At 41.0% G+C, this 25,824-nt stretch carries 24 protein-coding genes; 15 read left to right on the forward strand and 9 right to left on the reverse strand.

The genetic code is table 11. From position 1 onward, the window contains the following. Nucleotides 1-9: 9 nt before the first annotated feature. The gene (locus PSH41_RS02455) at nt 10-3,297 is read right to left on the reverse strand and encodes a tetratricopeptide repeat protein (protein WP_273588789.1); all 3,288 of its coding nucleotides are present in this window, start codon (nt 3,295-3,297) and stop codon (nt 10-12) included. Beyond that, nucleotides 3,297-6,005: an endo alpha-1,4 polygalactosaminidase gene (locus tag PSH41_RS02460; RefSeq protein WP_273588790.1), complete on the reverse strand. Its 2,709-nt coding sequence runs from the start codon at nt 6,003-6,005 to the stop codon at nt 3,297-3,299. The genes PSH41_RS02455 and PSH41_RS02460 overlap by 1 nt, the downstream gene beginning before the upstream one ends. 406 nt (nt 6,006-6,411) lie before the next feature. Here PSH41_RS02460 and PSH41_RS02465 point away from each other — a divergent pair, with 406 nt between their 5' ends. The 4 genes from PSH41_RS02465 to PSH41_RS02480 all read left to right on the forward strand — a co-directional run bounded on the left by PSH41_RS02465 (nt 6,412) and on the right by PSH41_RS02480 (nt 11,378). Continuing rightward, nucleotides 6,412-8,079 (forward strand): methyl-accepting chemotaxis protein, encoded by a 1,668-nt coding sequence (locus tag PSH41_RS02465; RefSeq protein ID WP_273588791.1) that lies wholly within the window; start codon nt 6,412-6,414, stop codon nt 8,077-8,079. Between the two features lie 306 nt (nt 8,080-8,385). Further along, on the forward strand, nt 8,386-8,859 hold the full coding sequence (locus PSH41_RS02470) for a MarR family winged helix-turn-helix transcriptional regulator (protein WP_052026274.1): 474 nt from the start codon (nt 8,386-8,388) through the stop codon (nt 8,857-8,859). 146 nt (nt 8,860-9,005) lie between these two features. Continuing rightward, nucleotides 9,006-9,755 (forward strand): serine/threonine protein kinase, encoded by a 750-nt coding sequence (locus tag PSH41_RS02475; protein ID WP_024033091.1) that lies wholly within the window; start codon nt 9,006-9,008, stop codon nt 9,753-9,755. 270 nt (nt 9,756-10,025) lie between these two features. Next, nucleotides 10,026-11,378 carry a magnesium transporter gene (locus PSH41_RS02480; RefSeq protein ID WP_024033089.1) on the forward strand — a complete coding sequence of 451 codons (1,353 nt, stop codon included), beginning with the start codon at nt 10,026-10,028 and terminating at the stop codon, nt 11,376-11,378. 42 nt (nt 11,379-11,420) lie between these two features. On the opposite strand, the gene PSH41_RS02485 is transcribed toward PSH41_RS02480, so the two are convergent. The 4 genes from PSH41_RS02485 to PSH41_RS02500 form a co-directional block, all read right to left on the reverse strand. Next, a complete protein-coding gene (locus tag PSH41_RS02485; RefSeq protein ID WP_029774567.1) occupies nt 11,421-12,254 on the reverse strand; it encodes a mechanosensitive ion channel family protein in 834 nt (277 codons plus the stop codon). Between the two features lie 37 nt (nt 12,255-12,291). Then, entirely contained in the window at nt 12,292-13,011 is a 720-nt protein-coding gene (locus PSH41_RS02490) for an LrgB family protein (RefSeq protein WP_273588792.1), read from the reverse strand. After that, nucleotides 13,004-13,357, reverse strand: a complete 354-nt coding sequence (locus PSH41_RS02495; RefSeq protein ID WP_004586211.1) for a CidA/LrgA family protein — start codon at nt 13,355-13,357, stop codon at nt 13,004-13,006. Before PSH41_RS02495 ends, PSH41_RS02490 begins: the two co-directional genes overlap by 8 nt. A gap of 72 nt (nt 13,358-13,429) precedes the next feature. Beyond that, a complete protein-coding gene (locus PSH41_RS02500) occupies nt 13,430-14,221 on the reverse strand; it encodes a crotonase/enoyl-CoA hydratase family protein (RefSeq protein ID WP_248531608.1) in 792 nt (263 codons plus the stop codon). A 249-nt stretch (nt 14,222-14,470) separates the two neighbouring features. On the opposite strand from PSH41_RS02500, the gene PSH41_RS02505 reads away from it, so the two are divergent. The 3 genes from PSH41_RS02505 (at nt 14,471) to PSH41_RS02515 (ending at nt 16,151) form a co-directional block, all read left to right on the forward strand. After that, nucleotides 14,471-14,800 (forward strand): HI1450 family dsDNA-mimic protein, encoded by a 330-nt coding sequence (locus PSH41_RS02505; RefSeq protein ID WP_004586214.1) that lies wholly within the window; start codon nt 14,471-14,473, stop codon nt 14,798-14,800. Nucleotides 14,801-14,866: 66 nt separating this feature from the next. Continuing rightward, nucleotides 14,867-15,646, forward strand: coding sequence for a DUF481 domain-containing protein (locus PSH41_RS02510; RefSeq protein ID WP_276537847.1), 780 nt, complete (start codon nt 14,867-14,869; stop codon nt 15,644-15,646). Between the two features lie 16 nt (nt 15,647-15,662). Next, on the forward strand, nt 15,663-16,151 hold the full coding sequence (locus PSH41_RS02515) for a hypothetical protein (protein ID WP_004586216.1): 489 nt from the start codon (nt 15,663-15,665) through the stop codon (nt 16,149-16,151). A 42-nt stretch (nt 16,152-16,193) separates the two neighbouring features. On the opposite strand, the gene PSH41_RS02520 is transcribed toward PSH41_RS02515, so the two are convergent. Beyond that, complete coding sequence (locus PSH41_RS02520) at nt 16,194-16,679, reverse strand: FKBP-type peptidyl-prolyl cis-trans isomerase (RefSeq protein ID WP_004586217.1); 486 nt, start codon at nt 16,677-16,679, stop codon at nt 16,194-16,196. 12 nt (nt 16,680-16,691) lie between these two features. Further along, nucleotides 16,692-17,603: a CAF17-like 4Fe-4S cluster assembly/insertion protein YgfZ gene (ygfZ, locus tag PSH41_RS02525; RefSeq protein ID WP_256851215.1), complete on the reverse strand. Its 912-nt coding sequence runs from the start codon at nt 17,601-17,603 to the stop codon at nt 16,692-16,694. Between the two features lie 162 nt (nt 17,604-17,765). Between ygfZ and PSH41_RS02530 the strand changes: the two genes are divergently transcribed. Together PSH41_RS02530 and PSH41_RS02535 are read left to right on the forward strand one after the other, a co-directional pair. Continuing rightward, nucleotides 17,766-18,017 carry an FAD assembly factor SdhE gene (locus tag PSH41_RS02530; protein WP_004586219.1) on the forward strand — a complete coding sequence of 84 codons (252 nt, stop codon included), beginning with the start codon at nt 17,766-17,768 and terminating at the stop codon, nt 18,015-18,017. After that, nucleotides 18,010-18,429, forward strand: coding sequence for a hypothetical protein (locus PSH41_RS02535; RefSeq protein ID WP_085065394.1), 420 nt, complete (start codon nt 18,010-18,012; stop codon nt 18,427-18,429). Before PSH41_RS02530 ends, PSH41_RS02535 begins: the two co-directional genes overlap by 8 nt. On the opposite strand, the gene nadB is transcribed toward PSH41_RS02535, so the two are convergent. Beyond that, nucleotides 18,404-20,014: an L-aspartate oxidase gene (nadB, locus tag PSH41_RS02540; protein WP_024033085.1), complete on the reverse strand. Its 1,611-nt coding sequence runs from the start codon at nt 20,012-20,014 to the stop codon at nt 18,404-18,406. The genes PSH41_RS02535 and nadB overlap by 26 nt on opposite strands. Before the next feature lie 245 nt (nt 20,015-20,259). On the opposite strand from nadB, the gene rpoE reads away from it, so the two are divergent. From rpoE to lepB, 6 genes are all read left to right on the forward strand, one after another. Beyond that, nucleotides 20,260-20,841, forward strand: coding sequence for an RNA polymerase sigma factor RpoE (rpoE, locus tag PSH41_RS02545; RefSeq protein ID WP_004586222.1), 582 nt, complete (start codon nt 20,260-20,262; stop codon nt 20,839-20,841). A gap of 1 nt (nt 20,842) precedes the next feature. After that, entirely contained in the window at nt 20,843-21,469 is a 627-nt protein-coding gene (locus PSH41_RS02550) for a sigma-E factor negative regulatory protein (protein ID WP_273588793.1), read from the forward strand. A gap of 4 nt (nt 21,470-21,473) precedes the next feature. Then, nucleotides 21,474-22,424 (forward strand): MucB/RseB C-terminal domain-containing protein, encoded by a 951-nt coding sequence (locus tag PSH41_RS02555; protein WP_054982697.1) that lies wholly within the window; start codon nt 21,474-21,476, stop codon nt 22,422-22,424. A 19-nt stretch (nt 22,425-22,443) separates the two neighbouring features. Continuing rightward, nucleotides 22,444-22,893, forward strand: a complete 450-nt coding sequence (locus PSH41_RS02560) for a SoxR reducing system RseC family protein (RefSeq protein ID WP_004586225.1) — start codon at nt 22,444-22,446, stop codon at nt 22,891-22,893. Between the two features lie 189 nt (nt 22,894-23,082). After that, nucleotides 23,083-24,870: a translation elongation factor 4 gene (gene lepA / locus PSH41_RS02565; RefSeq protein WP_029771928.1), complete on the forward strand. Its 1,788-nt coding sequence runs from the start codon at nt 23,083-23,085 to the stop codon at nt 24,868-24,870. A gap of 16 nt (nt 24,871-24,886) precedes the next feature. Continuing rightward, nucleotides 24,887-25,822, forward strand: coding sequence for a signal peptidase I (gene lepB, locus PSH41_RS02570; RefSeq protein ID WP_004586227.1), 936 nt, complete (start codon nt 24,887-24,889; stop codon nt 25,820-25,822). Nucleotides 25,823-25,824 lie beyond the last annotated feature (2 nt).

Below are 25,824 nucleotides of genomic sequence, written 5' to 3' on the forward strand. Positions count from 1 at the left end.
CTCCTAACATTAAAAATGTACGTAATAGCCTAATTGTAATTGTGTATCTGAGTTACCCACTTTATTACTACTTTGATAACCCAGCTGTAATTTAAATAAATCATCCCCTAGCACTGACCAGCCTGCACCACTTGATACTGAAATGTCGAGAGTGTCGTTTAACGTTTGATAACCCGTACTGATGTCGAATAACCACGAGGGGCTTTCGCCTAAATAAGGGGGGGCTAAGTTTGAGTTTGACGAAAGCGAAGTGCCCAGAGCAAAGCGCCTAAAAGGTTGTATATCAATAAGCAGCGGTCGCGCTCTTTGATCTATGCCTAAAGGGGCTAATGTGCGTTCAAAGTCTTGCCATTGAGCACTAAAATAAGTACTCCAAATAGGGCGGTCTTTTAAAATAGTGTATTGATAACGGGCGTTATATTCTTGTCCGCTGACAAGCGTTGAGCTATCACTGCGGCGCTTAAATGCCATTGCGGCTGCCGAGAACTGCATGTTTTGACGCCCATCAATAGCGTAATTTATATAAGCCGTGGTTTTATTTAATTTAGCAAAGCTAAGTAAGGTTTCTGATTGGCGGTTTTCAACGTTGTGCTCAAGTTTTACGCCTACCTGCGTGCGCGAGTCCCACTGGTAACGCGCATCTAGACTCAAGCCTTGGCGGCTCATTAAATTGCCCTGATGAGAGTCTACTTTTGCATCAAAGTACCAACGACCCCATGTCATTTTATCTTCTATGGCAAACAGTAACCCGTTGTTATTTAAGTTTTGTTGATTGCTAATGCTAAGTTTCCATTGCCCTTTAGCATAAGGAAAATAAACATTTATATCGTACTGGCTGGTATTTAAACCGGCCTCAGGGGATAGGTTAATCTCTAATGCTCTAAAGTAGCTGGTGCGGGCATTACGCAATAAAGACGTTTCGGCTTGTGTTTGCTCGTGTGTTAACTCCTCATACCAACGCTGCATAGTTGCATAAGGCTGCCTTAAATAGAGCAAAGCACTTAGCTCATCTATTTTGCCTAACGTTTGCGTATTTACCAGTGCTTTTACTTTATTAAACTCGCCGTTGCTCATAGCCAATTGTAGCTTTTGCCATGGCTCAAGTTTTTGTGCTGCGCGTCTGGCTAACCACCAGTTGGCGGTTGCGTTGTTTATAGCCTCAGGTGCTATGTCATCTAAGCTGCTAAATTGACGTAAGTGGGGCACGGCCATTGCGCCGGCCCATTGGATCATTAAACCTCGGTATGCGTATTTGTCTTTTGGTAAATGGTTTAATAAATAATGTTTAAGTTCGCTGGCATTAGCGTAGTAGCCTAACTGGTTCATAACATCGGCTAAATTTACTAAAGTAGTTAAATCTCGAGGGTTACTAATGGCTAATTGGCGCAGATAAAAATAAGCACTATTAAAGGCTTTTTGATGAATAGATAAACTCGCCAGTAATTGTGCCCACTCTCGGCTGGGTTCATTGCTTGAGTAGTTAGCTAAAATACGCTTAATCATAATGGTGTCGTGCATTTGCAATGCAAGCCAGCCTTGCGCTAGTACCACATCGGGATTGTATTCACTTAGTTTTGCTGCGCGGTTAAGTGTTGTGTATGCGTAATTTAAGTCACTTTGATTTTGGTACCAATTTGATAATATTAACCATGCAGGGTAAAGCGCTTTATTATAACGTTGTTTTTCAAGAGCCTGATGAGCACGAGTAACGTGTTCTTCATCGCCAATTTGCGTGCTTAATAAGGTAATTTGGATTAACTGTCTATCAGTGAGTGCTGTTTGTTGCCATAGGTAATTTAATAACCCTTGTGGGTTGTCGGCAAATTTTAGCTGCTGATAATGCAGCATATCACCTACACTCAGTGGGCTAATGTTTTTTAATTGCTCTAAAGCGTACAGCTCTTCTTTTTTATCATTTACACGCAAAGCCATATCAACGCGGGCGCCCCAAAACTCATCATCGTTACTACGTGCTTTTTGTTTTAAAATGGCCAAAGCGGTTGTAAAGTCATCGTTTAACCAATGCGCTCTTGCAAGCCAAAGTAAGTCTTCTTCGTTTTTCGGCCCTGCGTAGTGAGGCCACAAGGCTCTCAGCCCAGCTAAATTACCGGTATCATGTAACACCTTGGCTTTCCAATATTGTGAAAGAGGTGTTTTTCCGTTTATTTGCTCATAGCGCTCAATATGATTAAGCTCTTGTTTTGCGTTACCAATAAATTCGTTGGTTTGCATCCAATTTGCAAACCCGTTGTCTTTAAGCTGTCGGTTTTGCGCTTTATATTCGTAAATGTCGTTGGCATCTTGATATAAGTACAAGGCATTCGCATCATTAATGCTGTCGGTCAGCATAGCTACATCAACGGCTTTATGGGCCATTAACCATTTAAATTCTTTAAGCGCCTGTTTAGGCTTATTTTGCCAGCGCATAATTTTCCAATTTAAAAGCCTCAGCGCTTTATCATTGGGTGTTTTAAGTAATAACTTTGCGATTAATTGTTCAGCTGCGTTTGCATTGCCATTGGCTAAGTTTAAATGCATGGCTTTGGTTAAATATTCGCTGTTATTAGGCTGAGTTTTTAATAATTTTTCTACTGCTTTTAAGGCTTCTTTATTATCACCCGCTAAGCTTGCAAAATATAATGTACGCTCGGTATTAGCGGTATCACCGTATTTTTTCCACCATGTGTAAGCTTGTTTTGGATTGTTAGCACCCAGTGCAGTTTCAATGGCTTTTTGGGCTACATCGGCATTAATGTGGGTTTTATAAATAGCGAGCGCTTTGCCAGGCTCACCTGCGCCTAACCAAAAATCAGCGGCTAATAATGGCTGTGCGTGTTGCTCATAATATTGCGCTACGTTTACATTGAGCCCCGTGGCTTTAGCTATATTTAATAACTGGCTATCCCAGTGTTTAAATGCCGCAAGTTTAAGTGTTAGTTCTTCAAAACGGTCATCTTTATTTGCGCCACTATCAACCCACAATGCGTATAAAAGTTTTATTTCTAATTCAGTTTTTGTATCGCTCTTAGGGAGTTTTTCAAGCTCGTTAGTCGCTTGCGAATACTCATTTAAGCCCAGGTGAATGGCTATTTTTTTGGCGCGTAGTTTTTCATTATTAGGGTCGCTACTTAATGCGGCATTTAAGTAGGTTTTTTCAAAGGTATAATCTTGCGATAGCGAGTCATCTTCAAAAAATAAGGTGTGCGGAAACAGCGCGTAAAGTGAAAAACAACTAACCGCTAATATAATTAAAATGGTTTTAACTGATACTAAGTGAGGGCGCTTTTTGTTATTCATTATTGAGCCCTTCTTGCGCAGTTTAAATAGCCATAAAATTCGCCAGCAGGTAATGTAAACTGCGTTGTATTGCCAAAGGTTTTTCCGCTAAAGCGCTTTCCCATATGCGAAATGAATTGACAATTGCGAGCATTTTTAAGCTCAATTTTAGCCTCAATCCACGCTTTAAAGCTGACAGGGCCGTTTACCTGCCAATTACTAAACGCGACATTAGCAGAGAGCAAATAAGGTTGGTTATCTGGCGTTGTATGATCAAAGTTAATTGTGGCTATTTCATCGCCCACGTGAATATAGTTTCCTTGCGCGGTTACGCCTAAAATACCGTGGCTGTTAGTCATATTGGGCACATCAAAAATAGCAGGCAAGCGCAGCGTTTTTATATATTTAGAACTAAATAGCCATTCGCCGTGCGTATTTTTAGCAAGCGCAGAAAAATAAAAGTCTTTGGCAATGCGTGCATATTGACTTAAATGCACCGGGGTATTTTCTCTGGCTAATACGTAATCAATATTGTAATGCAGCGCATCAAGCCCTGCTGGCACTTCGCCAGAGTAAAAGTGAAAGTAAATTGTGTAAGGCTTTAACCTGTATGGTTTTTCGGTTATTTCAAATGTTTCTACTAAGCGTTTAAAACCATAGTAAGGGCCGTGCCATAAATTGGTGTAAACATTTTCGTTTAAAATGGGCGCGTATATTTGATACAGCAAATCTCGCTCAGGACGGCCAATAGGTGATATATGCGACAAGCTTGGATTGTCGGCATTGACGTCGGTATTTCCTCCATTAACGTTAATTACACCGGCATCGCGGGCAAGTTCGAGGGCTTTTGGGCCTGGGGTTGCATCACCCGACCATAGCATCATCACTGTTTTTTTATTTTTTGGTGCGAGCCGCTCATTAATGTAATTTATTGAGCCGGTTATTTCTTTATTTAAATCGATGGCGTCATATCCGGGTACATCTAAATGAAACCCGTAGTCGGTGTCGTCTTTATTTATTTCTTTTCTACCTGATAAGGCTGTCCAAAAATAGGGATGGCTGTAAGTGTGTGATGCGACTTCGACATAAGGGAGCGCAAAAATTTCCTTGGCTATTTTTTCAAGCTTTGGGCTGTCAGCGCCATGCAATCCGTTAGGCTCAATATCGGCTTGGATAATTGAGGAGGTCAGTGGTAGCTTGTATTTTTTTATAACTTCATCGCGCACAACTTCTGCTGCGTAAGGTTTACCTGCAAAGTGTGCAATGCTCGTAAAGCCGTCGCCATCAATATGAAGGGTTAGCATACGCCGACCGCTTAATGTAGTTGTATCTGGGGCTAGTATAGGCGCAAGCCCCATTGCCTTAGTTAACACGGCTTTGGGGTCTACAACCCAGTTACTGCCCTCCATAGGCAGTGTATCTATAAGCCAAGGTGCCGCGATAAGTGCGCCGTACTTAGTTTTACTTCCTTGGGTTAGGGTGGTGCCATCTTCAGCGTGTATTGATATTAATGATTGCGCATTCTCTGCAAGTGTTAATAAATAGGGCTTTACAATAGCGGGCGCAGTGGTTGACTCACCCTTGAGCCAAGATGACATAGCTGCGAGTTTATAAGGCCCATTTGAAGGCAAATTAAAAGGCTCGACTCCTAAGCTTTTAAGTAACCTATTAGAAGGAGGGAGCTCGCCAAGTACCAGTTGCGGTACCACGCCTAAGTTACTTTCGAGCCACTCAATAACCTGTGCATTATAAAATTGATCGCTCGTCGTCCAAGAGATAATGCCTGCATGGAGACTAGTATCTACTTTAGGTAAAGGCGTGTTAGCCATGTCTATGTAATCAGGTATGTAGCCTAAATACTCAATCATTGTGGCAAGCTTTAAGTGAACCGTGGTGTATATAAGTGGCTTTACATTACTGTTGTATGGAATAAGTATGCGCCTAGGCACAGGCTGTATATTAGATGTCCCCCAAGTTTGAAGGTGCCCATCAGTAACCCAAGGAGCATAACCTTGGGCAATAATCTGCTTAGCCATCGCAAGGCGCTGCTGTGGTTTAGCGTAATCAATTACCTGTACGTTAAAGCCCAGTGATTGTGCTTTATGAAGCTTTTCATTTAACCAAGCTTGATCGTTCTCAGTGGTAAGTTTGTAGCTGTTATCTACTGGATTAAAGTGGCTAAATAGCCCCTCGGCAACTAAATCAGAGGCGTAATCGTTAAGCTGTGGCAGTAGCTCAAACCCTCTATTTAAAATTAAATGTTTATTAAATGTACTCGACAAACCTTTAATTATATTCACAAGCCCCACTTGTTGAGCCGCTTTATCGTAATCGGGTTTTAATAATTGGTAGCTGTCGAGCGTATCTAAAAATAAACCGTTAAAGCCTCGTTGTTGTAATTCACGTGCTTGTTTTTGCAGGTGTTGTTGCCAATGCTCAGCGGTTAAATCAGCAATATGGCTATTCCAGTGTGGATTTTTTGCTACTGAGGATTCATTTTCAGTAAACGATTCTCCCACACTTAAATAAGCGAATACGCTAATGTTGCGCTCTTTAAGCCAATTAAGTTCGTGTTGAGTGATGCTTTGCGGCTGCACAACAACCCGTGAATAAAAGGTCATTTCAGCCAGCGGCATGGGGGATGAGTAATAAAAGGCAATGCTCTTGTTAGCAGGTTGAGCGCACACGTTTAAACAAATCAACAACGTTAGATATAAGAAGTACTTCATTATTATTTTTAAAAACCACAGCCTAAGTTAACGTTGAACATTGTCCCGCTTTTTGTATAAGTATTTATTATTAGAATTGTGATGATTATATGTTAAATAAAAATGCCTGGCTACCTTAATGTGAGATGAATAGTGGTGGGGCTGCTTGAGTGTTAGCTAAGTAAAAGGTAATGAAAACGCCTTACTACACAGTGTTTTCGATAAAAAATTGCGACTAATGTCGAGTGATAATGTATATCTAAAGCGCTGTAATCTAATTATAATGCGCCCACCTTGCCAGCCCTTGGCAACCCCCTGCGCTATTTATAAATTGATATAAATAGTGACATATTAAATGCTTACTTTATTGCGTTAATTACTGCAAAGCAGACAGTGATAACGTGCATACCCTATTTGTGGAGATTTAATGAGTAACTTAAGCTTGAGAAATAAACTTTTATTACTGGCTATTTTACCGTTGAGCTTGTTATTGATTAGCTTAATGGCCAGCTCATACTATTTAGAATCGCAAAATCAGCAACAAAATTTTGAAACAATTAAATCTAAACTCATTAAAGACAAACACACGCTACTTGCCACCGAAGTGGAAATAGCAAGCAAGTTGGTACGCCATCAGTTGGATAACGGATCAACACAAAGTGTTAAAAATGTCCTTAGGGAGCTTACTTTTGGTGACGACGGTTACTTTTTTATTTACGACACACGCGGCGTTAGTGTGTTCCATGCCTTGTTAGGAAGTGCTATTGAAGGGCAAAATAAAATAGGGATGACAGACCCAAATGGTAAAAAAATAATTGTTGGATTATTAGAGCAAGCACGTAAAGGTGGCGGGGCATTTAATTACCATTTTCAAAAGCCAAATACCAACGGGTTAGTAGAGAAAATAGGGTATGCCGTAATGATACCAGGTACCGATTGGATGATTGGTACGGGTGCCTATATGGATGATATACAAACAGAGCTTGCAAATTATGAACAGACTATGCAATCACATACTCGCGAAAAAATAACCACCTTGTTATTAATTGCCTTATTTTGGGTTGTGGTTAGCGTAGTGGGCGCACTTTTAGCGTCTAACGCTATGGTTAAACCTATCCAAATAATGGGCCAAAGCTTAGATGATATTGCTAAAGGTGAAGGCGACTTAACAAAACGCCTAGCTATACATACGCACGATGAAATAGGGCAGTTGGGCGAATCGTTTAATGTGTTTGTTAGCAAGCTGCAAAGCATTATAAGTAATGTGGCTGATGTTACTAATGATGTAAAAAATGCCTCAAGCGATATTAATTCGCAAACAAAACTGTTTGAAAATAAACTGCTTAATCATAACCACGAAACAGATTTAGTTGCCACAGCGATTACCGAAATGTCGGCTACCTCTCACGAAGTGGCTAAAAATACCACGCAAGTTGCTGAGTCTACTCATACGGCAACGCTAGAAGTGGCAAAAGCGCAAGAGTGCGTAGATATTTCCCTAAGTGAAGTTTCCAACCTTATGCGCGAAATTAACCTAGCAGCTGATCAGGTAAACTCTTTAAGTGAGCAATCTAAAAAAATAGACAGTGTACTTAGTGTAATAGGTGGCATTGCCGAGCAAACTAACTTGCTTGCACTTAACGCCGCCATAGAAGCCGCACGTGCCGGCGAGCAGGGTAGGGGTTTTGCCGTGGTGGCTGATGAAGTAAGGAGCTTAGCGAGTCGTACACAACTTAGTACCCATGAAATTAGTGAAATGCTAAGTGAATTACATAACTTAGTGGGCGCCGCGGTAAATGCCATGCAGGCGAGCCAAGCAAGTTGTAATCGCTCAGTTGAGTCATCGCGCGATATATCGCAAAGTTTAGGTGCTGTGACTACGTCGGTTACCACCATTAACGACATGAGTACGCAAATTGCAACCGCTGCCACAGAGCAAAGCTCAGTGACAGAAGAGATAAACCGTAATGTGTTTGCCATTCAAGAAATTGTTAATGAACTAACCCAAGCAAGTAAGGCCACCTCTGAGGTTAGCCAGCATTTAGCAGGGCGCGGTGAAAACTTAGGACAGTTAATAGGGCAGTTTAAGGTTTAAAACGTCATTGCATAAACCACTACTAGCCGCAACTTATGTTGCGGCTTTTTATTTTAAATACAAAATGGTTTAGAGGTTGTTTGCTTTTTGAGGTTGAATTTTTAGCAAGGTACTTTTATTTGGTAAAGCTGTGCTTATATTTTAAGGTTGCTGCACAGGCATAGGGGATAACGCAGTATTAACGCCAAACATGCCAGACCCTAGGTAGAACAAATTTTTATTTTTGAAAGTACGCTAACCCTAGGGAATTTTATTAATTATGTGTAGTCTATTACACGCATTTTGAATAAACAGAGTAACCCTTATATGCAACAAAGTATGCCTTCAGTACAAAACGCCGACCCCGAAACGCTCGTAGCAGAGCAAGACCTAGGCCGGTTGATATCGTTTTTACGTTCAAAAATTGCCACACACATTGATGCCCAACTCGATTGTATGGACTTAACCTCTGCGCAATATATTGTGGTAGTGCTATTAGCGCGTGGCTCAGTAAACACATTAGCTGGGCTGAGCGATCATATGGTGTACGATAAAGGGGCGATGAGCCGTTTGTTAAAGCGTTTAGAAGAAAAAGACTTAATTGAAAAAACACAATGTGAGTTTGATAAACGCTCTACACTTTTAAGTTTAAGTGATAAAGGCAAAGCGCTTTATCCGCAAATAATGCCCTTAGTAAATCAAGTGTACGAAAAAGCACTTAGCGGTTTTTCTGAAAATGAAAAACACAGCGTTATGGACTTACTAAACCGAGCAATAAACAACCTAGATACACCTTCTTAAATCTCTAAAAAAGATTATCAACATTTTAGCGATACTGTTTCAATAAAAACTTAGCCTGCTAAGTACTAGATCTAATTGTGCGGCAAATCCAACTTTGCTAATATAGTTGCCTAGGCAATTAAAGTTATCATCTTGTTAGGTTTGTTATGATTGAAAATAAGTTGTTATCACAATTACAGCAGCAGTTTCCTGAACATGTATTTATGCAACAGTATTTAAGTGTTGTTCATAAAGGGCGTTTTGCGAACGCAATTGTATACAGGTACAAAGATGATACGTTTGACTTAATAGTAAAAGACTTTAGCCAAAGCCCGTGGTTTATTCGTAAAACCTTTGCCAAGCTTTCTGTAAATCAAGAATTTAAAGGGTTGAGCCGCTTAGCACAGCTTGATGCAGTTGCTAATCGGTTTAGCCGTTTATCGCCGATAGCGGTGGCGTATGACTACATAGAAGGCACGCCGCTTAGGAGCTTAATACACCAGGGCGAGACGTTGCCTGTTGAATTTTTTATTGAGCTTGAACGCCAAGTTGCAAAAATGCACCGCCTAGGCATTGTGCATTTAGATTTACGTAATATGGGCAATATATTATGTGGTAGCGATGGCAAGCCTTATATCATTGATTTTCAGTCAACCATTAGCTTTTCGCGCTTTGCGCGTTGGTTGCAACGTTTTATGCGCGGTTCTGACATGTCGGGCGTATATAAAGCGTGGGATAAGCTAAGTAGTACACCTTTGCCGCGTGCTAAGCAGCAGTATTTGCAGCGTTTTAACCATGTTCGTAAACGCTGGATATTTAAAGGCTACCCAATACAACGTGCATATGCATGGGGTGCTGCAATGGTCACGCAGTTTGTGGACTCTGACCTAATACGTAACTTAACAGATAGATTTTAATTCCCCTTTTTTCATTGTGTGACTTTGCCCATAACAGCTTAGCGTTATGGGCTTTTTTTTGGCTAAAAATAAGGCCAATAATTTCTTTTTTAATTTTTAAAATAAACAGTAGTATCGCTGGTGTTTTTGCCCCTACAATGCGCAAAAATAATGAGCGCAGTTTCAACCATCAAAGCTTAAAGCGTCTTAATAAGTTTAGGTTTTTTCTGCAATTTTTTATTGTTCAAGTAAACTATAAGCAATGTGCATTTTTAAATTTAAGGTTTCAAGATGATTGAGTATCCAGTCGACCAACTACCGCAGCTAATAAACGATTTATTACAATGCGAAACACACACGCAAAAAAGCCAGCTTTTAGCCGATGCACAGCTTAATTTATCTACTGAGCACCTATCGCTACTTTTTGAAGCCATCCCAAAAGAACAGCGTCTAGAAATTTGGCAGCTATTAGATAAAGACACGCAGCATGAAATATTTGTCACCCTGAGCGATGACAGCTGCTTATGGTTACTACAAACCTTAGATGATAGCGAGGCATACGCGCTATTAGATGAAGTGAATGTTGAAGAATTACTTGAGCTTGAAGAGGTTATTCCTGAGCGCTTTGTTGATTATGCTAAAAAGCAACTCGATGAAGCACAAACGAAACAATACGATCTTGCTCAGCAGTATCCGCCTGAGCAATTAGGTCACTGGGTTGGTTTCGACTTTCTAAAAATAACTGAAAAAGCAACAATTGCAGGCGTTAAAAAATTACTGCACAAAGGTTTGCCACAATACAGCGAAGTTGTGTATTTAGTTAGCCGCCAAGGCAGCCTAATAGGTGAACTTGCAGTAAATGATTTAATAAAAGCCGATGAAGGCGATAACCTATTGGCGCTGGCAAACTATGATTTTTCATCATTACATGCAGATGATGATTTATACGAAGCGGCAGAAGTGGTTATTCACAGTGAAAAAATGGCCATGCCGGTGGTTAATACCGATAATAAATTAGTCGGGCGTTTAACCATTAGCTCGGCATACGAACTACGCCAAGAAATTGCCGACGAAGCTGCGGCCAAAGCTGGTGGTTTACGCGAAGACGAAGACCTGTTTGCCAGTGTAAGAAAAAGTGCTAAAAACCGGGGAATTTGGCTGGGTATAAATTTAGCCACTGCGTTTTTAGCATCTTGGTTTATTGGCTTATTTGGCGCAACAATAGAGCAGGTTGTGGCACTGGCGGTACTTATGCCTGTGGTGGCCTCTATGGGCGGAATCGCCGGGAGTCAAACTTTAACGGTAATAGTGCGCGGTTTAGCGCTTGGCCAGGTAACCGACTCTAACCGCAATGCACTTTTAAAAAAGGAGCTACGGGTGGGGGCGGTGAACGGCTTAGTGTGGGCATTAGTGATTGGCGCGCTCACCTTTGTTTGGTTTAGCGACATAATGCTAAGCATTACAATTACCGTTGCTATATTGCTTAATTTAGTTGCTGCGTCGTTAGCTGGGGTTGTTATACCGTCTATTTTAGACAAAATGAAAATAGACCCTGCGCTTTCTGGCTCGGTAATATTAACCACGGTTACCGATATAGTTGGGTTTGTGACCTTTTTAGGGTTAGGCAGTTTATTACTGCTTTAAGCTAAAAAACAACAAAGCCGCATTAAGCGGCTTTGTTTTTTATTAAGAAAGGTCGCGTTCTTTAATAGTAACCACCCGCTGCGGAAAGGGTATTTCTATCTCAGCGCTATTAATGGCTTTATAAACGCCTGCGTTAATAGCAAGCTTGGTTTCTATTATTTTGGTTGTAGGCACCCAATAGCGATAACTAATGGTTACGCCGCTATCGGCAAAGCGCTCTATGCCTACTTGAGAAATAGGGTTTTGAGCCACCTGATCATGAGCCTTTAATACTTCTTCAATAAGGCTAACAGCGGTATCAGCGCAGGCAGTATAGGCTATGTCTATTTCTCCTTTAACTAACGAGTAGCTAAACGAGTTGTGAATAATTTCACCCACTATGTGCTTGTTAGGAATAGTGATTTCTACTTTTTCTTCATCTATTAAAATGGTGTAACCCAGCTCAATTGTTTTTACTTGACCACTGACCCCTTTTACTTCAATGGTATCGCCTACCACAAAGGGGCGCGTTGCAATAATAGCAAGGCCTGCGCCATAGTTTGAAAGCATCCCTTGTAAGGCTAAACCCGCACCTAGAGAGGCAGCACCTATAGCCGCTACAAAGGGGGTAACACTAATGCCTATTTTGCCAAGTGCTATCACTACAACCATCACAATAAGCAATACTTTTACCACGTTACTGACAAAGCTGGTAAGCGTAATATCGACATTATGACGAGCCATCAATTTAGCGACTAAATTTGAGAGTTTTTTAGCAACCCACAAACCTAGTATAAGAATAAAAACGGCACCCACAATTTGCATACTGTAGGTAACTAAATACTCAGTGAGCATGGTGTAGTATTTTTCAAATTGTTCTATTTCAGAACTGATCATAGTGGGCTCTTTATATTGCGTAATTATTTTTTGCTAACTATAGCAAAGTGTTGACTAAAAAAGGATATAGCACGGGGACTATTATGGCGGTTAATAATGCGCTTAAAGCCATCGCAACCGAGGAAAACGCACCTATTTTTGGGTGCTCGTCCAGTGCTGCTGCGGTGCCTATAGCATGGCACGCAGTTCCCATTGCTATTCCTTGAGCTTGGTGGTTATTAACACCTACCCACTTAATGAGCATTAACCCAAAGAGTGCACCTAGTAAGCCAATAAATATGACTAATGCTGCGGCAAGAGAGCTAATCCCCCCTAAAGACTCAGTAACTATTAACGAAATAGGCGTAGTTACACTTAATGCAGCTACGGAGGCGCTTAAATTGGCGGGTACATCAAATAAAATACTTAAAATAAAAGCCACCACAGTGGCGTTAATAATGCCTAAGCTACACGTGCTTACTATTAACAGTAGATTTTTTCTGACATGTATAAACTGCTGATATAAAGGTAAGGCCAGTGCCACTATAGCAGGCTCTAATAGCCAACTAAGTAGTTGGCTATGCGTGGAAAAATCAGCATAAGGTAATTTTAAATTAACAAGCACTAAGGCAATAATCGCAATACTTAAAAACACCGGGTTGGTGAGCGACTTTACTATGCTTTGCTGCCAGTGTTTATTAAACGCTCTTAATAATAAAAACAGCAAAATAATAGCGGGAGTTGTTAAGTACCATAGCGTAAGGTGCAGCTCAGTCATTGTTATTTTTACCTTTAACATAGCCAACAACGCTGCTTACCAGTAAAAGCGTACTGGCAGGGACGAGCAAAATAACCAAAACCAAATAGGGCCAATGCAGCTTAATAAGTGCAATGTGCTCGATAAATCCTACCCCCGCGGGTATAAAAAATATTGGCATAATATTTAAAATAGGGGAGGCCGAGGGTTTAATATGGTGCTCTTTCACTACACCTAACAGTAATAAACTCAGTAAAATAACCATGCCAAGGAGCGGTGCAGGGAAGCTGCCACCAATTAAGTGCATTATTAATTTAGCACACCCTAAGCACAGTAAAATAATTGCACTGCTAAGCAAGTACTTCATGATAATGGCTCATTAATATAGAAAGAAATTAACGTTAGCAAATACGCACTATTATTAAATACTAATTTAGTCTTACCAGCGTTTTGAATTTGCATAGCTTATATCTGTTTTCCCTTTTGCTTTGGCAATTGCTTTTTTAGTATTAGGATTGAGTAACAAGCGAATTTGGCTAAACGTTTCTTTAGCTAAAATTTGTCGCTGGTTTGTTGTGTAGCTTTGCTGAGTAACGCGCTTTATCGCTGCCAGTGTATCGGGGGAGCGCTCACGTAATATATTTAACATGCGCTGTGTGGCCTGTTCGGTATTGTCTGTAAGCTCTGTGACTAACCCCAGCTCGTAGGCAGTGTATGCACTAATCGGGTTGGCGTGGCTTGCCAGCCACAGTGCTTGGTCGCGCTTTAATAAACCAGCAAGCACTACATTAGCACCCATATCGGGGCATAACCCCCAACGCGCTTCCATAATGGCCAGTTTTGCTTGGGTATCAACAATTCTATAGTCGGCGCCCAATGCTATTTGTAGCCCACCCCCTAAACAATTTCCATTTATTTGCGCAATCACAGGTACGCTTAACGATTGCCAGCCCAGTACTACTTTTTGCGCTAGGTTTTGATTGCCAGGTAGCCATTTTAGCAACAGCCTAACAATGTTTAATGGTGAGGCCATCACTGCAGCCACATCAAGCCCAGAGCAAAAATGCTCACCATCACCTTTTATCACTACGGCGCGAACACTTTTATCTTTTTTTATACGTTTAATAGTGCTGTTTAATTGCATGAACATATCAAAGCTAAGTGCATTTTGTTTTTCTGCGCGGCTTAAAATAACGTTAGCAATGCCTTGTTGTATTTCTAGTTTTATCATTGCGCTCTCCTATTATTATGTGTTTGAGCTTATGATGTACGCCTTACTAAGTAAAGTAACGGTTTGTTTTATAATAAAAAATAAATTGAATTATTTTTAACTTTTTTAGTCAAAGCACTTTGAATCTTATTTAAGCTTAACTGCGCATGAGCTGGTAACAAAAAAGTCATTATTTTTAGCTGTTTTTTCTCAAAACACAGATGAGTTTTGATATTATGTGCGCACTTAAAATGCATTGAGGTTTTACCCATGTCAGGCCCACGTTTATATAGCGAAGAAGAAGTTACCCATCAAGCGTACGATATTTTTTTAGAGCTGGCGCCAAATAATCTTAGCGAACAAGATGTTGAAGACTTTAACGAATACCGAGAAGAACTTGGGTTTATTGAAGAGGGCGAGCCTGATGAGCAATGGCAAGACTTTGTAGCACTTGAAATAGAGCCGGAGTTATTTGTGCAAGTGCTAGTGGGGTTAGAGTTTGAAAACGAAGATGTGTTATTTGCAAAAATTTTAATTAGCCGTGATAAAGACGCGCCGTTTTGTCATATTTTGTGGAAAGAAACAGAGCACGCTGAGTAAGCAGTTTTGTTTGTATGTGCAAGAGAGTTTACCGTGCATAAGTATTTACTATTCGTGTTTTTAATAATGAGCAGCCGCTGTTGGGCTGTTGATCCATTTGAAGACTTTCATGAATATGGACAACTCTCTGATGAAGAAATTCACGAGCTACATAAAGGCGAAATGCTCTATGGCGATACGGAATTTGGCTTGATTTTAAGTAAGGGTAATACTAACTCTACCAGCTTTAAGTTTAGAGGAAATTTATACCAAGACTTCGAAAATTGGCGTAACCAATTTAAATTAGACACCTTGTATAAACGAGATCAAAACGAAGATACAGGGCAAACCGATGTAACGGCAGACCGTATTTTTGTCTCTGCACAGGGTAACTACAAAGTGGGCGTTAAAAACTCTTCATTTTTTATTTACGGTGACTACGAAGAAGATAAATTTAGTGGCCTAGATTACAAAAGTACGGTGGCTACTGGCTATGGTGCCAGAGTTTACCAAGGTGTAAAAAATAAAGTAGATATTGATATTGGCCCAGGTTTATATCGCTCCGTCGCTGATGATGAGTCAGAGGTAAGCGAAGAAGATGAAAACAAAACCGGTTATTTAGTTCGTATTGCAATGCAGTGGGAGCGTTTGGTATCAAAGCGCACGCGCTTTAATCAAGATGTGAGTATTGAGCAGTCTTTGTCGGGGTTAAATTCGCGTTTGAAGTCAGAAACCGCTTTGATTAGCCAAGTCATAGGTGCGGTATCGTTAAAGTTTGCCTACATGTATCGTTATAATTCAAAACCTGAAGACGATAACCTTAAATACGACTCAGAATTAAGCGCCACGTTGGTGTACAGTTTTTAATAATAAAGAGAGCGTTATGTATCAGCATAAACAATATGCGGTGTTTATATTTTTTGTTTTAGCATGGATAGGCGGCTTTGTAGCCCTCGCCTGGAACTTAATGGGCGCCGATGTGCCATTAATGGTATTTGCCGGTGTATTGGTTTTAGTCGGCTTTTTGTTTCATGGTTTAACCGTAAAAGTTGACGAGCAAACAATTAGTTGGGCTTTTGGCCCTGGCGTTGCGGGGCAACGATTAGCACTTGCGGACATAGTGGAGGCTAAAGCGGTGCAAAACTCTTACCGCCATGGTATTGGTATTCGTATTACGCATGATGGGTGGGTGTATTCTGTATCCGGGTTTAGTGCGCTACAGTTAACCTTAAAAGACGGTACTAAGTACCGAGTGGGAACAAATGATCAGCAAGGCTTATTACGTGCGCTTGAGGGTAAAATAACACCCAGTGAAACCCCTTTAGAGGAACCGGCGCCAATAAAAACCGCGACCTACAACAATATGTTATAAAAAAAAGCGCCTTAGGCGCTTTTTTTATAAACGGCGGTATGATTAGTGATCGTGACCACAACCGCCTTCACCGTGCACGTGGCCGTGCGCAAGCTCTTCTTCGGTTGCTTCGCGCACCTCTAAAATTTCTACATCAAAATTAAGGGTAATACCCGAAAGCGGGTGGTTGCCATCAACTATAACGTCTTCATCTTGAATCTCGATAATCATCACAGATTGATCACCATCATCAGTCGACGCTCTAAATTGCATACCCACTTCAATCTCCATGCCATCAAACATCGACTTAGGCACCGCTTGCATTAGGTTATCGTGACGTTCGCCGTAGCCTTCTTCAGGTTCTACTTTTACATTTAATGTATCACCGGCTTGCTTGCCTTGGAGTGCATTTTCAAGCCCTGGGATTAAGTAGCCTGTGCCAATAATAAAAACCAGTGGCTCGCCATCAAAAGAGTTATCAATGGTATTGCCATCGTTATCCAGTACTGAATAATGCATTTTTACTACTGTGTTTGGTGCAACGATCATAGTCATTCCTATTTATTCATCTTCAAGAGAGTAAGGTAGAGGCAGAATGCTTAGCTCTACCTGAGGGGTGTGCTTTGCACGAAGTACGTGTGTACTTGGTGTATCGTTTGGCAGCACAACAAGGCCAAATATGGTTTGGCTATTTTCGTTATAGCTTTGGGCAATTAGTTTACCAGCGCGGCGCCAGTTTTCGCCCACTTGGGTTTCAAGCTCTGGCTCTTCAAGTAGGCCATCGCTTTTACCTGTAACAATATACATAGCGCGTTTGTTTTTACCTAGGTACTTCATACGGGCAACCGTTTCTTGGCCGGTGTAACAGCCTTTTTTAAAACTAATGCCGTTAATCGCTTGAAGGTTTACCATTTGTGGTACGTATTCGCCAATGGCGTCACTATTTAATTGTGGCTCGCCCGCTTTTATAGCGGCTTCTTGCCATAGTGCGCAGTTATCTAATGTAGACACATCATCTGGCATACTAAATTGGCTATCAACCATTAGTAAAACGCGATTTGGCGCTAACTTAAGGGCTTTACCACTTGGGAAATCACAGGCCGTTTGGTCATCAGAAAAACGAATATCAAGTTTTTCTAGTACTGGGGTTAAATCGTCACTGATCAACCCGATTAATCTGTTCGTAGAAACATCAATATCTACTTTGGCAAACACAGCGTATTTTTTTAGCTCACTGAGCGACTTCTCTACCTCAGGCTGTGAACCTGCTAAGTAGTAGCTATCTTGGTGAGAAAATAATTTAAACACACCCCACAACTTGCCTTTGGCACTGCAGTGACCAGCCCATAAATAATTGCTGTTAGATAGTTTATTGAGATCTTGAGTGATTTGTCCGTGAAGATAAGACAATTTATCCGCACCGGTTAGGCTAATAAGTTGGTGAGATAACGGACATGCATAAACGCTCGACATAAAAACCTTCTGTGCAATACAAATGAGTAGACATAATAACGCAGTTATAACCTAGGGTACAGCAACGAAGGCGGGCAGTTTTTTATTATTTGAACACAGATTAATAGCTGCTAATTAGGCGGGTATTTGTTAAACTCGGGACAATTAAGTATGAGGTTTAAAATGACTGAAATTCATAGTAAAGCACGTATACGCTGGGCTTGTCGCCGCGGCATGTTAGAGTTAGATGTTTTGTTTATGCCATTTGTAGAGCAGGCGTATGATTCGTTAAATGCACAGCAACAGGCTGTATTTCAGCGTTTGCTAACCCAAGAAGACCCTGATTTATTTGCATGGTTTATGGGCCATGAAGAGTGTAAAGATGCTGAGCTTAATACCATGGTATCGCTAATTTTAGACCGAGTTCGTGTATAGGTTTACAGTAGTAAATAATAAAGCAGAGCAGCGGCCTGTGGTGCTGTTTTTCTGCTTATTAAGTGTGGTATTGGGGCTTTATTTAAGCTCTTTTTTTAGCATTGTTGTTTGTATAACTGTAAATGCAATTGCGCTTTGCTGGGTATGGCAAAAAATAGTGGCCATTCACCCTGAAAGTGGCGTTATTATTTTAGAGCCTAAGCAAATACGCTTCGAAAACGAAAGTTTAAAAGTTCAGGGGCAAATAACCCCTAAAACAAAAATATTAAATACCAGTGTGTGGTTACACATTAAAGGTTTTAATAAACGCCAATGGCTTATTATTTCAGCTAATGGCGTAAATAAGCAAAGCTACGCACGTTTAAAGCGCGCAGCATTGATTGCCATTAATGGCGAGGTGGAATCAAAATAGTGGGTGTTGGGTTTTCGTTTTGCTCAGGGTAGTCAATCGTATAGTGAAGGCCGCGGCTTTCTTTACGCTGCATTGCACTTCTAATTATAAGCTCGGCTACTTGTACTAAATTACGAAGCTCCAATAAGTTATTACTTACTCTAAAGTTTGCGTAATAATCATGTATTTCTTGTTGTAATAACTCAACACGGTGCAGTGCTCGTTCTAGGCGTTTAGTTGAGCGCACAATGCCTACATAATCCCACATAAATAACCGCAGTTCGTGCCAGTTGTGGGTAATAACAATTTCTTCATCAGAATTACTGACTCGGCTTTCATCCCAACTTGGCAGCGCAAGTGGTGCTGGCGCATGCTCAAGTTTACTTAAAATATCTTTAGCGGCAGCGTGAGCAAATACAATGCACTCTAATAATGAATTGCTCGCCATACGGTTAGCGCCGTGCAAACCTGTGTAGGCTACTTCGCCTACAGCGTATAAGTTATCTAAATCGGTTTTACCGTTAAAGTCGCTCATTACACCGCCACACGTATAATGCGCGGCAGGAACAACCGGGATGGCTTCTTTGGTTATATCAAGCCCTACACTTAAACACTTTGCGTAAATAGTAGGGAAGTGCTCAATAATAAAGTCTTTATCTTTGTGGCTAATATCTAGGTATACACAATTTGCACCTAAACGCTTCATTTCAAAGTCGATAGCACGGGCTACTATGTCGCGCGGTGCCAGCTCTTCTCTATCGTCAAAGTCTTTCATAAAGCGAGTGCCGTCGGGGCGCTTTAAATACGCTCCTTCACCGCGCATAGCTTCGGTAATTAAGAAGTTTTGTAGCTCTGGATGATAAAGGCTTGTGGGGTGAAACTGGTTAAATTCCATATTGGCTACCCTACAGCCTGCACGCCACGCCATGGCAATACCGTCACCGCTAGATACATCAGGGTTTGAAGTGTACAAATACACCTTGCTTGCCCCCCCTGTTGCGAGCGCTACAAATTTAGCTGAAATAGTTTCTACTTTTTTTGCTTTTTTATTCCACACGTACATGCCATGAATATGCGAACCCGGCTTACCTAAGCTTTTATCACTAATCAAATCGATGGCGTTGTATTGCTCGAGCAGGGTAATGTTTTTATGCGCTTTAACTTGGCTAATTAACGTGGTTTGTACGGCCTTACCAGTGGCATCGGCTGCATGTAAAATACGGCGATGGCTGTGTCCGCCTTCGCGGGTTAAATGAAAGCGCTCTTTTCCTTTGCTATCAAACTCCATATCAAAAGGAACGCCTTGCTCAATGAGCCATTGTAAACACTGATGCGCATTACTTGCAGTATAATGCACAGCTTCTCGGTCACATAAACCACCGCCGGCATCAAGGGTATCTTCAACATGTGATTCTATGCTGTCGTTTTTTTTATCAAATACTGCGGCAATCCCGCCTTGTGCATACAGTGTAGAGCCTTCGGTGAGGGCACCTTTACTGATCACAGTAACATTACAATAGTTAGCTAAAGACAATGCAAGAGATAAGCCCGCCGCGCCGCTACCGATAATAGCGACATCAGCAATATGATGTTTATTTTGGTTCATGTCAGAGGTACTTTGCGGTTACAATGCTCAAATTAGAGCAATATTTGTTTTTAATAATGTAGTTGTATCATATTTGTCATATTACTACGTAGTGATTTTAATGGCTTAGCGCCGTTATTTACGACTATTTTATAAAAAAATAATATTAAGCAGAACTTTTTATTCATAAAGAGGTCAGAGTATTTGTGAACAATGGCGACACTATGAATAACCAGCAAGAATCAAACAGAGGAGTACCGGCTCGAATGAGCGAGCAGGAATTAGATTTAGCGCTTGTAAAAAGGGTCCAGCAAGGAGATAAAAACGCCTTCAACCTATTAGTAAAGAAGTATCAGAACAAAATTGCAGGGTTAATTTCACGTTATGTGTCTAACCAAGGCGATATTGCAGATGTAGCACAAGAGGCATTTATTAAGGCCTACCGTGCACTTCCAAACTTTAGAGGTGATAGTGCCTTTTATACGTGGTTATACCGTATTGCCGTTAATTGTGCTAAAAATTATTTAGTAGCTCAGGGCCGTAAACCGCCAGCAAACGATATAGACGCTGAAGATGCCGAGTTTTATGACGGTGCGGATTCGATGCGTTCAAACGCATCGCCTGAAAACTTACTGTTAAGCGACGAAGTACGCGCTGTTATTTTTAATACGATTGATAGTTTGCCTGAAGACCTCAAAACCGCGATTACCCTAAGAGAAATCGAAGGGATGAGCTATGAAGAAATAGCCGTGGTAATGGATTGCCCTGTTGGGACAGTACGTTCGCGTATTTTTAGAGCCCGAGAAGCAATAGATAATAAATTAAACCCATTAATAGGCGAGTCTTAGTATGACAAAAGCACACGTTAACAAGTTGGATAGCGAAACGTTATCAGCATTACTTGACGGCGAACAACACCTTGCAGAGGGTAAAATTTCTGATCAGGATGTTGCTACGTTTGGTCGATATGCGCTAATTGGTGATGCGATGCGTGCTCAAAAAAATAACAACGACATACACATCGATATAAGCGATAACATAGCCTTAGCACTTGAAAGTGAGCCTGTGTATGCCGATTTCACCCAATCGACAACAAATAACGCATCCGATACCGAGCACAGTGAAGCCCAGCAAGATAACAAAGTAGTGGCGTTTAATTGGCGCAAGCCGGTTGCACAACTTGCTATTGCTGCAAGCGTAGCTATGTTTGCCATTGTTGGCGTAAATACCTTGCCGCAAGGTGCGGGCGAGCAAGAAAGCGAAATTCCGCTTTTACAAACTACCCCATTAACAGGTATGGCATCGCCGGTGAGTTATTCATCAGAACCTGCTCTTGAAAACGCTGAGCAAGGTTTACGCGAATTACAGCAACAACGCATTGGCGCGTTAGTTTTAGAGCATCAACGTCAAGCACGTGTTGCACACTCTTTGCAAACAGCGCAAAATAGTGACAAAGCGCAAGAGGAAAAAAACTAATTAAATGAAAGTAATCACTTTTGTTCTGTCGTTGGTATTAAGCTTTAATGTTTTTGCTAACGACACAAATCCCGCCAAAGATTTATTACTAAACATGGCGAATGCAGTGCATACCCGTAATTTTGACGCCTCTTTTGTGGTGGTAAAGGGTAAAGCCATGGAACCTTACCGTTGGGTGCATGCAAAGCAAGGTGAAACAGAGCTTGAGCATTTAAGTTTACTTAATGGAGCGGGCTTAGAAATGGTGAGAATTAACGACCAAGTAACCTACTTTGAACCGCAATCGCAGCCATATTCTATAAATACAGACTCCATTGCTGGGCCAATACCTGAAGTATTATTTAAAGATATTGAAGCGCTAAGCAGCCAATATGATTTTGTGCTAGGTGGTAAAGGCCGTATTGCAGGGCGAGCGGCGCAACTGGTGAGAATAGAATCAAAAGATGAATACAAATATAACTATTGGATTTGGCTTGATACAGAGTCATCGCTGTTATTAAAAGCCGCTTATGTTAACCACCAAGGTGAAGCATTAGAGCAGCTACAGTTAACCCATATTAGCGTAACAGAGCAACCAGCACCGATGATTTTAGAAGTGCTCAATCGTAATTTTCCAACGCCGTTACCAGGTAACGCGCTGGAAGGTGAAAAAAGTAATGCCACAAACTGGCGCATTGGTTGGTTACCTAATGGCTTTAAATTACTAAAATCAGACCGCCATAAACTTGATTTAAACAACGAACTTACTGACTATTATTTATATTCTGATGGGTTTGTGGAAATTTCTGTTTTTGTACAGCGCCCCCTACCAGGTCGCCGCTTAAGCGGATCATTAACTTCTGGCGCAACGACAATTTATGTGCATAATGGCGGAAACTTTGATGTATCCGTTGTTGGTAATGTGCCAAGCCAAACCGCAAAGGCAATTGCTGAGTCAGTGACTCGCGCATTATAAACAATTCGTAAGGGTTGTTATGATTGAACAAACACTTACAGTGGTTGCCCTAGATGGCACCACTGCCCACTTAGAAGCCCAGCAAAAAAAAGCCTGCGAAGGGTGTAATGGCCGCTGTGGCTCGCAAGTCTTTGCCAAACTCTTTGGTAGCGATAAAAAAACCTTTCCATATCAATTTGATACTCCTGTAGAAGTGGGCCAAAAAGTAACGCTCTCATTAGATGATTCGCATCTAGTCAAACATGCTTTTGCTGTATACATGCTGCCTTTATTTTTAGGATTAACGCTTGCATTTATTAGTGCCGAATTACTACTTTTAGCGCAGGGATGGCAAATATTATTCGCCGCTTTGGGCGGTGTAGGTGGTTACTTTTTAGCTAAAAGCAAAGTAAAAACACTCAGGCATGATGTAAAAGTGATAAAAATTCATCCAATTAGCCTTCCTTTAACGCAAATAGATGGTGATTAAGGCCAATTAAATGTAAAATTGCCGTTTTATACCAGAGTAACTTGGAAATACAGGGTAAAAAGGCAATCAAAAATTTGATTATCTAAAGCGCATTTAGCCATTTATATAGCACTTATACCCAATAAGTATTTTCAAGTCACTCAGGTATTCGTACTTAGCCTATTAAAATAGAAGTTTAGAATCCAGTTTATGAAGCATATCCGTAATTTTTCGATCATCGCCCATATTGACCATGGTAAATCGACCCTTTCAGATCGTTTGATCCAGGTTTGTGGTGGCTTAACAGACCGCGAAATGCAAAAGCAAGTGTTAGATTCAATGGACATCGAGCGTGAGCGCGGTATTACCATTAAAGCGCAAAGTGTAACGCTTAACTACACTGCTAACGATGGCGAAACCTACCAACTTAACTTTATCGATACACCAGGGCACGTTGACTTTACTTATGAAGTTTCTCGCTCTTTAGCGGCATGTGAAGGTGCGCTTTTAGTTGTTGATGCCGGACAAGGTGTTGAAGCACAAACGCTGGCAAACTGTTATACCGCCATTGAAATGGATTTAGAAGTAATCCCTGTTTTAAATAAAATAGATTTACCGCAAGCCGATCCGCTTCGTGTAGCAGAAGAAATTGAAGACATTATTGGTATTGATGCCCTAGACGCTGTGCAATGTAGTGCAAAAACTGGTGTTGGTATTGCTGAAGTACTTGAAATGATTGTAAAGGATATCCCACCACCGGTAGGTGAAAAAGATCAACCTTTACAGGCGCTTATTATTGACTCGTGGTTTGACCCATACCAAGGTGTTGTATCACTAGTGCGTATTAAGCATGGTGAACTACGTGCCGGCGACAAAATAAAAATAATGTCGAACGAGCAAGTACATACAGCTGATCACGTGGGTATTTTTACCCCTAAACAAACCAACACGGGTATTTTACGTACCGGCGAAGTAGGGTTTGTTATTGCCGGTATTAAAGAAATACACGGCGCCCCAGTGGGCGATACGATTACGCATCAAAAAAATGCGGCACCAGTGCGTTTACCAGGCTTTCAAAAAATTAAGCCGCAAGTATATGCAGGTATGTTCCCAATTGCCTCTGATGATTATGAATCGTTCCGCGATGCGCTTAATAAACTAAGCTTAAATGATGCGTCGTTATTTTTTGAACCTGAAAATTCAACAGCACTGGGTTTTGGCTTCCGCTGTGGCTTTTTAGGTATGCTACACATGGAAATTATTCAAGAGCGTTTAGAGCGTGAATACGATATTGATTTAATTACCACGGCACCTACTGTAATCTACGAAGTAGTAACCAAAGAAGGTACGAGTCAAATTGATAACCCGTCTGACTTACCGGCGGTAAATGATATTGTTGAAATACGCGAACCAGTGGTAGAGGCAAACATACTTGTACCGCAAGAGTTTTTAGGTAGCGTTATTACTCTGTGTGTAGAAAAGCGTGGTATGCAAACTAAAATGAGTTATCACGGCAAGCAAGTCGCTGTAACTTATGAACTACCTATGGCTGAAGTGGTTATGGACTTTTTTGATAAATTAAAGTCAACCAGTCGTGGTTTTGCATCGCTTGATTACAACTTTAAGCACTTTCAAACATCAGACATGGTACGTGTTGATATACTTATCAATGGTGAACGTGTTGATGCGCTCGCTATAATTGTTCACCGCGACAGTGCACAATCACGTGGCCGCCAACTTGCTGATGCGTTAAAAGAGCTTATTCCGCGTCAAATGTTTGATATTGCGATTCAAGCTGCAATAGGACAACATGTTATTGCGCGTACCACGGTTAAGCAATTACGTAAAAATGTAATCGCTAAGTGTTACGGTGGTGATGTGAGTCGTAAGAAAAAGCTACTGCAAAAGCAAAAAGATGGTAAAAAACGAATGAAGCAATTGGGTAACGTAGAAGTACCGCAAGAAGCGTTTCTAGCTATTTTGAAAGTTGGTAAATAAAAACAAAGGATTATAGATGGCTGGTTATTTCTCAGTTTTATTGGTGTTATTAACGTTAGGCTCAGGTTTAATATGGTTAATTGACCACCTAATGTATGCGCCAAAAAGGCAAGAGCGTTTGGCGCTTGCCCAAACATCTGCCGGTGGCCAGCTTGATGAAGAAACAGCGGCGTTAATAGCACCTGAGCCGGCAATTACAGAAACTGCAAAGTCGATTTTTCCGATGATTGCAGCTATTACTATTTTTAGGTCGTTTATTTTTGAGCCTTTTCAAATACCGTCAGGTTCAATGATGCCAACCTTGTTGGTGGGCGACTTTATTTTAGTACAAAAGTACTCGTACGGGATTAAAGACCCAGTATGGCGTAGCCAGCTTGTAGATGTAGGCGAGCCTGAACGCGGCGATATTGTTGTTTTTAAATACCCGTTAGATGAGCGAGTAGATTATATAAAACGTGCTATTGGTTTACCAGGCGATAAAATTGTTTATCGTGATAAGCGTTTATATATTCAACCTAATTGTAAAGAAGGCGAGACCCAGCAGGGTGACTTACTTTGTAATGAGTTTAATAAAATTGATTTTAAATTAATTAACGATAATGAGTTTAAACAAGGCCAAATGTCGCTTGCCCGAGTAAATGAAGATTTAACGACACTCAAGCACGACATTTTAATCAACCCACGCGCTCCTGAACGTAAAGGGCGTTACTATCAGCAACCAGGGACTCCTTCGGATGAATGGACTGTACCAGCTGATCATTATTTTATGATGGGTGATAACCGCGACAACAGCCAAGATAGTCGCTTTTGGGGCTTTGTACCAAAAGAAAACTTGGTGGGTAAAGCTGTCTTTATATGGATGAGTTTTGAATTTGAGAATGGCCCAGATGATGTTTTACCAGGATGGGTTCCAACTGGTGTTCGTTTTGAACGCCTAGGTAATATTCAGTAACA

Source organism: Pseudoalteromonas sp. CST2, assembly GCF_028599385.1.
Lineage (GTDB): Bacteria > Pseudomonadota > Gammaproteobacteria > Enterobacterales > Alteromonadaceae > Pseudoalteromonas > Pseudoalteromonas atlantica.